At 49.8% G+C, this 13057-nt stretch carries 9 protein-coding genes; 5 read left to right on the top strand and 4 right to left on the bottom strand.

The window, feature by feature from the left end:
• Positions 1-30 precede the first annotated feature (30 nt).
• Positions 31-1425: a hypothetical protein gene (locus B5F83_RS06590; RefSeq protein ID WP_087278875.1), complete on the top strand. Its 1395-nt coding sequence runs from the start codon at positions 31-33 to the stop codon at positions 1423-1425.
• Between the two features lie 15 nt (positions 1426-1440).
• Positions 1441-3090, top strand: coding sequence for a hypothetical protein (locus B5F83_RS06585; protein ID WP_087278878.1), 1650 nt, complete (start codon positions 1441-1443; stop codon positions 3088-3090).
• Positions 3091-4359: 1269 nt separating this feature from the next.
• Here the strand turns inward: B5F83_RS06585 and B5F83_RS06580 are convergent.
• From B5F83_RS06580 to lpxD, 4 genes are read right to left on the bottom strand one after another with little or no spacing between them, the layout of a single operon-like run.
• Positions 4360-5361, bottom strand: a complete 1002-nt coding sequence (locus B5F83_RS06580) for a WbqC family protein (protein ID WP_087278881.1) — start codon at positions 5359-5361, stop codon at positions 4360-4362.
• Between the two features lie 4 nt (positions 5362-5365).
• Positions 5366-6172, bottom strand: coding sequence for an acyl-ACP--UDP-N-acetylglucosamine O-acyltransferase (lpxA, locus tag B5F83_RS06575; RefSeq protein WP_087278884.1), 807 nt, complete (start codon positions 6170-6172; stop codon positions 5366-5368).
• Between the two features lie 22 nt (positions 6173-6194).
• Positions 6195-7115 (bottom strand): UDP-3-O-acyl-N-acetylglucosamine deacetylase, encoded by a 921-nt coding sequence (lpxC, locus tag B5F83_RS06570; RefSeq protein WP_087278888.1) that lies wholly within the window; start codon positions 7113-7115, stop codon positions 6195-6197.
• A gap of 42 nt (positions 7116-7157) precedes the next feature.
• Positions 7158-8156: a UDP-3-O-(3-hydroxymyristoyl)glucosamine N-acyltransferase gene (gene lpxD / locus B5F83_RS06565; protein ID WP_087278891.1), complete on the bottom strand. Its 999-nt coding sequence runs from the start codon at positions 8154-8156 to the stop codon at positions 7158-7160.
• Between the two features lie 219 nt (positions 8157-8375).
• Between lpxD and rimP the strand changes: the two genes are divergently transcribed.
• The 3 genes from rimP to infB all read left to right on the top strand — a co-directional run bounded on the left by rimP (position 8376) and on the right by infB (position 13044).
• Positions 8376-8849 carry a ribosome assembly cofactor RimP gene (rimP, locus tag B5F83_RS06560; protein ID WP_087278895.1) on the top strand — a complete coding sequence of 158 codons (474 nt, stop codon included), beginning with the start codon at positions 8376-8378 and terminating at the stop codon, positions 8847-8849.
• 15 nt (positions 8850-8864) lie between these two features.
• Complete coding sequence (gene nusA, locus B5F83_RS06555) at positions 8865-10118, top strand: transcription termination factor NusA (protein ID WP_087278898.1); 1254 nt, start codon at positions 8865-8867, stop codon at positions 10116-10118.
• Positions 10119-10179: 61 nt separating this feature from the next.
• A complete protein-coding gene (gene infB / locus B5F83_RS06550) occupies positions 10180-13044 on the top strand; it encodes a translation initiation factor IF-2 (protein WP_087278901.1) in 2865 nt (954 codons plus the stop codon).
• Positions 13045-13057 lie beyond the last annotated feature (13 nt).

The following is a 13057-nucleotide window of genomic DNA, read 5'->3' as shown; positions in this document are numbered from 1 at the left end:
AAAAGTACAAAAAAATAGGAGATTACAATTATGAGAAAGTATCTTTTCGCGGCAACGTCCGTCATAATGGCTCTGTCCTCTTGTTCGGTACGCTCATATACGGCATACTCGGACATGAAATACGAGGACGGGCTCTATTACCGTAATGAATCCCCTCTGGAAAATGACAACGGCTATCTTGCAGAGCTTACGCAGGAGACCAACGAATCCGACATATATCTTATAGGTACCGGAAGCGGCACGGACACCCTTGCCGTACCTGCAGGAAAAAACGCACAGTTCAGATTCATAGAGGATACGGCGCTGGTAGCTGTCTCTGACGGCTTCCTTTCGGAAGACGGGACAATCAACCAGTTTTATTTTTACAACACCCCGTTTTACAATTGGGGATATTACCACTATCCTTACTGGGCAGACCTGCGCATAGGCTGGGGCTGGGGCAATCTCTTCGGCTACTATGGCTGGTACGGAGGGTTCTACAATTACTGGGACCCGTGGTGGGGCGGCTGGGGATACGACCCTTACTTCGCTTCCATCTGGTGGGACCCTTGGTTCAATCCGGTATTCGGATACAGACCGCTCTACGGATATTATCCGTTCTACCACCACCATCATCACCATTATCCTATCTACGGACCGGACCATCATCATGGACCTGACAGGTATTACGGAAGCAGGAACTCGACAGGCTACGGTTCAGGGTCGAGAGGAGGAAGTTCGTCTTCCATTTCGACAGCCATTACATCCAACCGCAGGGACGCCGTCAGCGCTGGAAACCGCAACTCGACATCCTCTTCCGGCACTTCCGTACAGGGAATGAGGATTACGAGGACGACAAATACGGCCGCCAATGCGACGAAAGGAACGGCTACATCTTCAGGCAGCGTAAACAGGGTATTGCGTACAAGCGGGGCGGCCTCAACGGCAACCCGGACTTCAGGCCTGAATGCAGTGAACAAAGTGACGAGCAGCAAATACGCGACTTCTTCGACAAGAAAACAGGCAATGACCGCCGGGGAGAATCCATCCCGGAACAATACGGCATCAAGAGTGTCAAGGGTTTCAGGTGCAAACCGGCAGGCCGCTTCCATCCGTAGCGGTTCCACGTCCTCATACAGGCAAAGCGCTACGTACAGGCAAAGCGCCACGGTGAACAGTTTCAGGCCTTCAAGGACCACATCGTCCGACAGGCAGTCATACAGCACTTCCTCAAGTAGCAGTTCAAGAAGTTTTTACAATACATCAAGCTCGTCGAACAGGAATAGCGGCAGCACGTTCAGGAAGAGCTCATCGACTTCGCGGCAAAGTTTCACCCCATCGAGAAGCTCGTCATCATACAGACCTTCGGGAGGAACCGTTTCGAGGTCGTCAGGGACAACGAGATCTTCCGGAGGAGGAGTTTCAAGGTCATCGGGAAGGAGATAATAAAAATTCATCGACATGGACAGGAGTAAAATCATTTCAAGCATAATAGCCGCAGGGATTATCGGAGCCGTCACATCGATGGCTCCGGCCACTGCCGGAGCACAAAGCGCATACGACGCCTACAATTATTCGTACACGGATTATTACGGCACGGCAAGAAGCATAGCCCTGGGCAACGCCTTTACCGCCCTCGGAGGCGACATCGGCGGAATAACCGTCAACCCGGCAGGCTCGGGAGTCTACCGGTATTCAGAAATCGAGCTGACCCTCGGCGGAAGTTTTTCACGCACTGCATCCAGCATCTCTGGAGATGGAATAAGCCTTCCTGCCGGCATGGGGAACAGTTTCCGGGACGGCCAGAACAGGTTCACCATGCCTAATTTCGGATTCGTCCTCAATTTCGACACATACCGTTCAAGAGGCCTTAAATCCGTCACTGTCGGACTTGTCTACAACCGCACCCATGATTACAACATGGCCTTCAACGGAAGGGGCATAAATTCGGCGACTTCCTGGGCAGGGGCACTGGCGGCAAATACCATGGGAATCAGTTCGTCGTTGTTGAACGGAGAAGACCCCTATTTCAAGGGGCTTCCTTGGGCATCCGTACTCGGCTGGGAAACGGGAGCGATATCTAATTTCGGCAATGCGCCCGATACCGAATATGCGGGCATAACCGAAAACATCGAGCAGACGGGCGACGGCTACAATATCTACACCGGAGGCCCGCTCGACCAGCGCATTTCATACAGGACTTACGGAAACAAAAGCGACATCATTCTGAACGCCGGCTTCAATTTTTCAGACATTATTTATGCCGGGGTGAATCTGGGCTTCGTAATGATGGACTATACGATGGACAGCAGGTTCTCGGAATTTGCGGTAAACAGTTCCGACTTCCAGACGGGATTCATATCCCTTCATGACAGATACGTGCTGCAAAGTTCGGGAAGGGGATTTTATGCAAAATTCGGTATCATCGCCGCCCCTGTAGCCGGGCTGAGGATAGGCGCAGCCATCCAGACCCCTACCGGGACAACGATATCCGAAAGATGGTTCGAAGATCTGGAAGTGACCACCGAGACCAAAAGGGACGAGAACGGGAATATGACCGGAGGCCGTGTTTCCAGGGGAACACCGGAGGGAAATTACACCTACAGGCTCACCTCCCCGTTCAAGTATAACGTCGGAATAGCCTATACCTTCGGCCGCTTCGGACTGTTGAGCATCGACTATGAAGGCGTAGATTACGGTTCCATGAGGTTTAAAAACACTGATGGCTCCCGTGACGGATTCGAATATGCAAACAGCGACATAGTCTCACAGTACGGCGTTTCGCATAACCTCCGTGCCGGCCTTGAAATCAATGTCACTCCATACGTAGCCATCAGGGGCGGTTTCAACTTCATTACTCCGGGAGAGATTGCGGCAAAGGATGCGAAGGCATATACGTTCGTCTACTCAGGAGGACTCGGCTTCAAGACAAACGGCTCGTTCTATGCGGACGTGGCATTCAGGTACGGAGATTATCCGGACTTGATTTACAGGCCTTACGCTGACTATGTTCCGGACTCCGATAATCCAGACAGATTCATTGCTTCGCCGCAACTCAGAGTAAAGAACTACCTCATGTCGTTTGTGGCGACCATCGGGTTCAGATTCTGAGAAGGGCCGTTCCGGTTGAAGAGACATTCCAGTTGAAGGTCCGCTACGGCTAAAAGCCTGCTCAGGTTGAAGGTCCGCCCCAATTGAAGGTCCGCTCAAGTTGAAGGCCCGCTCCGTTCCGGTTGAAGGTCTGCTCAGGTTTAGGGGCGGGGCTTTGCTACCCGCTGGAGAAGTTATATCGGACCAGCGGATAATTCCGGTCGGAATCTTCTGTGGCTTCATTTCTCGCCCGTGACCCGAACAAAATCAACTTTTTCTACCCCATAGCCAGCCACTGTTCTTGTAAAAGGTTGATAATTAGCAATTTACAAAAACCACATCTGCGCTTGGGTGCTTTCTGAGGCACCCAAAGCCAGCTTGTGTTTTTTGTAAGTTATTGATTATCAGTCATTACGAAGAAATCCAGCTGGCTGTGGGCTGGAAAATGACACGACAAAATCCTATTTTTCCTCCTCATTCCGCTTCCATCCCACTTCCATCCCGCTTCCTGTCATTCTTTAGGCAGAGATGTTGTTTCTCGGGCCACCGGAAGCATAATCGTGGCATGCAAGAATAGTGTCAAACCGGGAACGCCTCAGCTTAACTATATCGCCCATAAACGGCTATATATCAACACATTATCGGAATGTAATCAAAAAATCCTTATTCCCGTTTGTGCAAAATTATCCGCTGATCCGTTATATCCCGTACAACCGTTATTCTGCACAACCGGGAGCAGGGCAATTTACTTGTAAAGTTTTCCATGTAATTTTGGAACAGTCGGCGCATGGCGATTTTTGAATGTATTGATAATCAATTGATTAACAAAAACGGGTGCACATTTCGGCAGTTTAAAACTTTCGAAATGTGCACTTAAATTTTTATCGCATTGATATTCAGTTTGTTACAAAATTGCCTGCACCCGGACTTCCACTACATTCAAAGAAGCCGGGAAAGTAAACCGTATTTCAACAAATTCACGGCACTTTCCCACCGGAAATGTTGATTTTACCGTCATTTTCGCCATTTCTTCCCGGAAAGTGAACCAAATTTCCACGAATCTTGGGCACTTTCCCCCTATGATTCACACACTACAGGGCACTATAGGGGGGGCTACACAGGGTAACTGCCGGAAAACCACAGGGAAAGTGAACCAAATTTCCACGAATCTTGGGCACTTTCCCCGGGAACAGAGAAGACATTATTAACACCGGCACTGCCGTCGGAATATATGGCCTCACCTCCGGCGGCTTACGGCGGATAAGAGGCTGACCCAAATGCTCAGGCGGGTTACTTCAGGAATGAGATGGCGTTGGGGCCTTCGTTGAAAAGCAGGTCTACGGCAGACAAATCCGGAATGAAGCCCAGCCTGTCGGCAAAAACCTGATAGTATTCACCTCCTTTTAAAAATCCCGTAGGAAGAGGCCGTTTCGGATGTATGCAATAACGAAAATCAATTGAAGCCCGGCCATCGTCTTGGAGAACAGTGTCGTCATGAAGAGAAGTGCTGTCCTGCAAAGTAGCGCCAGCATTAAAAGCAGTGTCAGTATGAAGAAGATCGTTAGCATCGGAAGAAGCACCAACATTGGCAGAAACACCAGTATTGGGAAAAGCACCAGCATCGGAAGAAGCAGAAGCGACAACAGCATCGGAAGCAGCGGCAGCATGAACGACACCGGAAGAAGCAGAAGCGGGAACGACACCATGAACGACACCGGAAGAAGCAGAAGCGGGAGCGGCAGCAGAAACGACACCGGGAACGGCAGCAGAAACGACACCAGGAACGGCAGCAGAAACGACACCAGGAACGACAGCAGAAACGACACCGGGAACGACACCAGAAGCAACATCGGCAGGGGCGACGTAACTGTCCGTAAAACGGATCTCGCACCTTATGCCGAGAAGTCCGGCAAGGACACGGGTAAGGCTGGTATTCAAATCGAGTAGAAACCGTGGACGGCTGTCGAGGACGGAAAAAATATCATCCTTATAGTATATATAAAAAGGTGCTGAACCGTAACAGGACATCAAGGCCCGTTTGTGCGACAACACCCAATCGCGCTTATAATCTATTTCTATCTCCGATATGGGCCTTTTATGGCCTTCACCCTTCAATATGGGGACGGAAATGTATTCCGTACCCGAAGAGGAGGCTATGCGGGCCCTTGTACGATAAGACTGTTTCTGAAAATTTTCATAGGCTTCTATCGACACTGCCCCGTATTTCGCCATTACGGTAAAATAACTTACAGGCGGAAGATATGCCGTGGACAACAGCCCTACCCGGTGCATGAAATTATTCGATAGGCCCGTTGGTCGTATGCTTGACTATGCCCCTCTTCGAAGCCCTGATGAATCTCAGGATGATATCGCGCTCTTCGCATGCTGGGAAGTCGGCCTCAATCCGGTCACATGCATCAGAGGTGTTCAGACCGCTGAAATAGATGACATGGTACATGTCCTTTATCATCTGTATGGTCTCGTTCGAAAAGCCTCTGCGGCGCAAGCCTATTACGTTGATACCGCCATAGGCAATCGGAATACGTCCTGCAAGCACGTAAGGCGGGATATCCTGATTGATTCTGGAACCGCCGCCTACCATGGAATGCGCACCTATTTTCGAGAACTGGTGGACTACCGTCCCGCCGCTGACTATCGCCCAGTCATCGACATCGGTCTCACCGGCAAGGCCGACGAAACTTACGAGGATGCAGTTGTTGCCGATTCTACAGTCATGGGCTATGTGAACATACGACATGATAAGTACGTTGTTGCCAATCTTGGTAACGCCTTTTCCGCTTGCATTGGTACCCCTGTTAATCGTGGCGCACTCCCTTATTGTCACATTATCCCCTATCTCGACATACGTCACTTCTCCATTGAATTTGAGATCCTGCGGGGTAGCCCCGACTACCGCTCCCGGATAAACCGTGCAGTTCCTGCCCATTTTCACATACTGGAGAATATTAGCATGAGGGAAAAGTTTGCACCCATCGCCTATCACGACATCGCTCTCGACATAGCAGAAAGGCCCGATCTCGACGTTGTCTCCAATCTTGGCACCCGGATGCACAATAGCTGTAGGATGTATTTTTTGCGCCATTTTTACAATGTTATATTAAATACTACTTATTATCATTTAAAATCTTGTCTCTCAATATACGTGCTGCTTTCGTATTGATTCCGTGGCCGGGCCTTGTCGCAACTACACGGGCCTTCACCCGCCTCCCTACAAGGGCCAAATCGCCCATAAGGTCCAGGAGTTTGTGACGGGCGCACTCGTTAGGATACCGGAGAACCACATTGTTCAGATATCCGTCCGGATTCCGCACCAGCCTCGGCATATTGAAAAGTGCGGCCATCCTGTCCAGTTCGTCCTGCACCACGGGATGCTCCACGATTACTATCGCGTTGTCCACATCGCCTCCTTTGATAAGGTTCTTGCTGAAAAGGAAGGCTATTTCATGGAAAAACACGAAAGTACGGCAAGTACCCACCTCGCATGCATAATCTATTGCCGGATCCCAATGGGCCGTCTGCACGCCGAGAACCTTCGAGTTGTAATCCACGGTAACATCGAAAGATGTCTCCGGAGCCGGATAAAAAATGATTTCCGAACCCCTTTCGGCATCTGTCACATGAATCTCCTCATCGAGATTGTAATATTCCCGCAAAGCCTCCTGTTCCATCAGGCCGTCGGCCGAAATGGCATCTATGTACGGCTTGGCGCTCCCGTCAAGGATAGGCACCTCATCACCGTTTATCTCTATAAAAGCATTGTCGACACCCAGTCCGTACAATGCGGACATCAGGTGCTCTATGGTTATCACGGCCACGCCGTCTTTCTCTATCGTAGTACTCCGCGCCGTAGAGGTAACATAATCTGCCAAAGCCTCGATTATGACACCGCCTTTGTCGGTACGGCAGAATCTTATGCCTGCCCCTTCGGGAGCCGGGTTTATGGCCATCCTGGATATACGCCCCGTATGAAGGCCCTTCCCCTCGAATATATAGCTCCTTTTCAGGGTATGCTGTCTTATATGCATGACTATATCAATTTACTAACAAGTATTGGGGCGCGAAGTTAATCATTTTTTTTGTTTTTCTGCACTTTTTCTGAATAAAGCGTAAGCACGGTAATATTGATGGAAATCTATGGCCGGTGTTCCGAGCAGAGCCTGATCCTCTTTTTTCACAGCCGTAATGACCCCTGCCTGGCCTCCTACCTTGGTTCCGTTGGCAATGGAAATGTGTCCCGATATGCCCGACTGGCCGCCGAGCACGCAACGTTCGCCTACCGTCGAAGAACCGGCGATGGCGCTCATCGCGCACATTACGGTATTGGCTCCCACTTCGACATTGTGCGCCACCTGGCAAAGATTGTCGATTTTCACACCTTTATGGATAATCGTAGAACCCAGGGTCGAGCGGTCCACCGTGGTATTGGCTCCGATTTCGACATCGTCCTCGATTACCAGATTGCCCGTATGCTCAATTTTTTTATAGGTCCCGTTCTCTTCATGAGAATAGCCGAAGCCGTCGCTGCCGAGAACCACATTCGCATGTATGATGCAATTGTCGCCGATGACAGTACCGGGATAAATCCTGACACCGGAATAAATTATGCAGTGTTTTCCTATGGTCACGTCCTCACCTATATATACTTGGGGATAAATTATCGAGAAATCCCCAATCGAAGAACGGCGGCCTATGTACGAAAAATCCCCGAGCGAAACACGTTTTCCTATTTTCGTGGAAAAAAAACGTCTTACGAACCAGCCGCGGTGCCTGCGGTATTTCTTCTTTTTAGCAGACACATATTCCAGCAGTGAGGCTATTGCGCTGTACGCATTGTCCACGCGGATTACGGTCATATCCAAAGGCTGCTTCAACTCGTAATCCCTGTTTATAATCATGATATCGGCCTTGTTGCCGTATAGGAAATGCTCGTATTTCGGATTTGCGAAAAAACACAACGTACCTTTCTTGCCTGCCTCTATGCGGGCGAATCCGCTCACTTTCACATTCGGGTCGCCGCTTATGTCGCCTTTCAAATATTCAGCTATCTCTTTTGCAGTAAATTCCATGATTGAAGTATTTATCGTGCAAAAATAAGAAAAATCAGAAAGCAGAGCAAACAAACTTGGATTACCCGCTTTTTGGCAGAGTCAACGAAGTATCCGATATCCAAAGAATCCGATGAATTTGGATATTATATTAAAAATATTTATCTTTGCGGCGGGATGAGGATAAGGGGACAGAATTTGTCCCCTTACATTTTGTAAAACCTACATGATTTTCTCCGCATGATTAACAAAGAGGACATAAGGCAGTGCGCCGCACAGGCACTGGAAGGCAACGAACGGCTGTTTTTGGTGGACGTATCGGTAAGCAAGGACAACGTTATCGACATAACGATAGAGTCTTCCCGGGACAACGTGACGATTGACGACTGCATGTGGCTGAACGGGAAAATCGAAGAAAAATTCGACCGCGACAAGGAAGACTACGAACTGACGGTGGGTTCCGCCGGAATCGACATCCCGTTCAAGGTTCCGGGGCAGTACGCGAAAGCCGTCGGCAGCAAGGTAGAAGTCCAGTTGAAAGGAGGAAGGAAGCTCACCGGAACGCTCGAAAAAGCAGGTGAAGACGGAATCGAGCTGAGCTACGAAAGGCTCGAAGCCGTCGAAGGGAAGAAAAAGAAGGCCAGAGTGCAGGTTACCGAAAAATTCGGGAAAGAGGAAGTGAATTCAGTTAAATACCATATAACATTCGAATAATTTTAATTTTTATAAATGGAAACGATAGATCTTAAAAGCGCATTCGCGGAATTCAAAGAGACGAAAGGGATTGACAGATCGTCAATGATGAGTGTATTGGAAGACGTTTTCCGCACACAGTTGGCGAAAATCTACGGAACCGCCGACAATTTCGACATCATCATAAACATCGACAAAGGGGACTGCGAAATATGGTGGAACAGGAAAATCGTAGAGAATGTGGAAGATCCGAACACCCAGATTTCCCTTGAGGAAGTTTCCAAAATCGACGATTCATACGAACTCGGCGAAGACTATGTGGTACCTGTAAGCCTCGCAAGTTTCGGCAGGCGCGGCATACTCAATATCCGCCAGAACCTTGCGGGAAGGATAATGGACATCGAAAAAGGGCAGCTTTTCACAAAATACACCGAAAAAATCGGACAGATTATCGTCGGGGAAGTTTATCAGGCATGGAAGAGGGAAGTGCTCGTCCTCGATGAAGACGACAACGAACTGATACTCCCGAAGACAGAGCAGATTCCAAGCGACTTCTTCAAGAAAGGCGACACCGTGAAAGCCATCATAAAGAGTGTTGAAATGAAAGGCAATTCGCCTCTTATCACCCTTTCGAGGACTTCGGAGCTTTTCCTTGAAAAACTATTCGAGCAGGAGGTTCCTGAAATAGCCGACGGGCTCATCACCATAAAGAAAGTGGTCCGCATTCCGGGCGAAAGGGCCAAGGTGGCCGTCGAATCATACGATGAGAGAATCGACCCTGTAGGCGCATGTGTCGGAGTAAAAGGTTCAAGGATACACGGAATCGTAAGGGAACTCAGAAACGAAAACATAGACGTCATAAACTGGACGAACAATGTACAGCTCCTTATCCAGAGGGCGCTCAGTCCGGCCAAGATTTCTTCCATCAAACCGAGCGAAATACCCGGCCATATAAACGTTTTCCTCAAACCTAACGAAATATCCCTGGCAATCGGAAAGGGAGGCTGCAACATCAAGCTCGCCAACATGCTTTCAGGCAAGGAAATAGACATTTTCAGGGAGCTCGATGCAGCTGAAGCGGCAGCACAGGAAGTCGAAGAAGACGTACTCCTTACCGAATTCGAGGATGAAATAGAGCCATGGGTAATAGAAGCCCTGAGAGGCATAGGCTGCGACACTGCGAAGAGCGTACTCGCCCTTTCCGTGGATGAAATCGCAAAACGCGCCGACCTTGAGACGGAAACCGTCGAGGAAGTGCAGGAAATACTCAGGAAAGAGTTTGAAGACTGATTTTAATGGACCTATTGACAACAAAGAAAGCTAACCAACAATTAAACAGCGGAATCAAGATATGGCAGAACAGGGAGATGTAAGAGCGAGCAAGATTTTGAAAAGGTACAACATCGGGTTACAGACCTTGGTGGATTTTCTCAGGGAAAAAGGCTTTGAAATGGAACAGACACCCAACGCATGGGTGCCTTCCGGCGCAATTCCCCTGATTGAAAACGCATTCAAGGGAGAGCACGACATCAAGGAACAATCGAAGAAAGTAGCGACAAAAATAAAGGAAATCACCGACAAGGTAAAGAAGGACAGCCTCGAAGACACCGAGGAGACCGAAGAAGAAACCCTGATGGTGCGCACGACTATTATCGAGAACAAGTCGAATGCCCCTGCCGCTCCCGAGAAAAACGAACCTGCCAGCAATATTCCGCAAAACGAGACTGCCGCCCCTGCCCCTGCCGAAGAGAAGGCATCCGGGCAACAGGCCAATACGGCCGGCAGCCAGCTCAAAATACTCGGTAAAATAGAACTCGACGAAAAGGGGAACGTAAAAAAGCCGCGTAAAGAAAAAGAAGAGGCAAAACCGGTCCCTGCCCCTGAGAAGGTGAAGGAAACGGCTGTCAAGGCAGAGGAAACGCATAAGGAAAGCCCTCAGGCGACAGGAGAGCCTGAAAATGCCGCAAAACAGCAGCCTGCCGCCGAAACCGCAGCACCGGCAACCGAAAGCAAACCTGCTGCGACAGGCATCAAGGAAGGAATCGAAAGGCTCCCTGGGCCTAAAATCATAGACAAGATAGACCTGTCGCAATTCGAAAAGAAAAGCGACAAGAAAAACAAGAACAAGTCCAAGCGCGAAAGAATCCACAAGGGCGTTTCGCCTGCAAACCAGAAAGTGGACATAACCAAGGAAGGGGAAAACGTCAAACGCAACGGTTCCCAGCAACCGAAAGGCGGAAAGCAGGCATTCCAGAACGGCGGAGGCAACAAGAAGAAGAACGAAAAGTTCAAACCTGCCGCAACCGTAGAGATAGACGAAGACGCTATCCAGAAGCAAATCAAGGAAACATACGCCAAGATGACCGAGAGCAGAGGCAAGACCAAGGGGTCCAAGCACCGCAAGGAAAAACGCGAGCATGTATCCCAGAAGCTCCAGGAGGAAATCGAAAGGACGGAGATGGAGAGCAAAATCCTGAAAGTTACGGAATTCGTAACCGTAAACGACCTCTCCACCCTGATGAATGTCCCTGTAACGAAAGTCATCGAAGCGTGCATGAACCTCGGACTCATGGTTTCCATAAACCAGAGGCTCGATGCCGAAGCGCTTGTGCTCGTTGCCGAAGAATTCGGATATGAAGTCGAATTCGTAACGGCGGAAGTCAATCAGGCAATCGAACAGGAAGTGGACAAGGAAGAAGACCTCGTTCCACGTCCTCCTATCATAACCGTCATGGGACATGTCGACCACGGAAAGACATCCCTCCTTGACTACATAAGGAAATCCAATGTCATAGCCGGAGAGGCCGGAGGCATCACGCAGCATATCGGCGCATACAACGTCGAACTTCCGGACGGAAGGAAAATAACCTTCCTCGACACCCCGGGACACGAGGCCTTCACCGCCATGCGTGCCCGCGGAGCGAAAATTACCGACCTCGCCATCATAATCATCGCGGCGGACGATGCCATCATGCCGCAGACGATAGAGGCGATAAACCACGCCCAGGCCGCCGGAGTCCCTATGATATTCGCAATAAACAAGATAGACAAGCCGGGAGCGAATCCGGAAAAGATAAGGGAACAGCTTGCCAACATGAACATACTCGTCGAGGACTGGGGAGGAAAATACCAGTGCCAGGAGATTTCGGCGAAGAAAGGCATAAATGTGGACAAACTGCTCGACAAAGTCCTGCTCGAAGCCGAATTGCTCGACCTGAAGGCCAATCCCAACAAAAAGGCTGTCGGTACCATCATCGAATCGTCCCTCGACAAGGGGCGCGGTTATCTCGCGACAATACTCGTCCAGGGAGGCACCCTGCACGTAGGCGACATAATGCTGAGCGGCAGCTATACCGGAAGGGTCAAGGCCATGTTCAATGAAAGGGGACAGAAAGTCCAGACAGCCGGTCCGTCGACACCTGTTTCCGTACTGGGACTCAACGGAGCCCCTACGGCCGGCGAGAATTTCAACGTCCTCGATGACGAAAAGGAAGCGAGGGACATAGCCAACAAGAGGGAGCAGCTCCTGAGGATACAGGGGATAAAGACCCAGAAACATATCACTCTCGAAGAAATCGGAAGAAGGATAGCAATCGGAAACTTCAAGGAACTCAACATCATAGTAAAAGGTGACGTGGACGGTTCCATCGAGGCCCTTTCCGATTCATTGCTCAAGCTTTCGACCGAAGAGGTGCGCGTGAACGTAATACACAAGGCCGTAGGCCAGATTTCCGAATCGGATGTCCTGCTTGCCGCCGCCTCGAATGCCATCATCATAGGATTCCAGGTACGTCCTTCCGCCAACGCAAGGAAGCTGGCAGAAAAAGAGGAAATAGAAATCAGGCTTTACTCTGTCATCTATGACGCCATAAACGAAATCAAGAGCGGTATAGAGGGTATGCTCGCACCTGTAGAGAAAGAAGAGGTTACGGCGACTGCCGAAGTCCGTGAAATATTCAAGATTTCGAAAGTCGGAACCATTGCAGGATGCATGGTCAAGGAAGGAAAACTCACCCGCACGGCAAAGGTACGGGTAATCCGGGACGGCATCGTAGTATATACAGGGGAACTCGGTTCACTGAAACGTTTCAAGGACGATGTCAAGGAAGTCATGGCCGGATATGACTGCGGCCTCAACATCAACGGCTACAACGATGTAAAGGTAGGCGACATCATCGAGGCATACCAGATAGTGGAAATCAAGCGCACGCTTTAGAAGCCGTTTCCCG

The organism is Muribaculum sp. An289 (assembly GCF_002159555.1).
Classification (GTDB): domain Bacteria; phylum Bacteroidota; class Bacteroidia; order Bacteroidales; family UBA932; genus Merdivivens; species Merdivivens faecigallinarum.
The sequence above is the reverse complement of the archived record's forward strand: the minus strand, read 5'-3'. Positions and strand labels throughout refer to the sequence as shown.

What these genes read in the sequence shown, in the direction of transcription:
- B5F83_RS06585 (WP_087278878.1), top strand. Translation starts at nt 1,441, where the DNA reads ATGGACAGGAGTAAAATCATTTCAAGCATAATAGCCGCAGGGATTATC.
- lpxA (WP_087278884.1), bottom strand. Translation starts at nt 6,172, where the DNA reads ATGGCGCAAAAAATACATCCTACAGCTATTGTGCATCCGGGTGCCAAG.
- lpxD (WP_087278891.1), bottom strand. Translation starts at nt 8,156, where the DNA reads ATGGAATTTACTGCAAAAGAGATAGCTGAATATTTGAAAGGCGACATA.
- B5F83_RS06580 (WP_087278881.1), bottom strand. Translation starts at nt 5,361, where the DNA reads ATGCACCGGGTAGGGCTGTTGTCCACGGCATATCTTCCGCCTGTAAGT.
- infB (WP_087278901.1), top strand. Translation starts at nt 10,180, where the DNA reads ATGGCAGAACAGGGAGATGTAAGAGCGAGCAAGATTTTGAAAAGGTAC.
- B5F83_RS06590 (WP_087278875.1), top strand. Translation starts at nt 31, where the DNA reads ATGAGAAAGTATCTTTTCGCGGCAACGTCCGTCATAATGGCTCTGTCC.
- nusA (WP_087278898.1), top strand. Translation starts at nt 8,865, where the DNA reads ATGGAAACGATAGATCTTAAAAGCGCATTCGCGGAATTCAAAGAGACG.
- lpxC (WP_087278888.1), bottom strand. Translation starts at nt 7,115, where the DNA reads ATGCATATAAGACAGCATACCCTGAAAAGGAGCTATATATTCGAGGGG.
- rimP (WP_087278895.1), top strand. Translation starts at nt 8,376, where the DNA reads ATGATTAACAAAGAGGACATAAGGCAGTGCGCCGCACAGGCACTGGAA.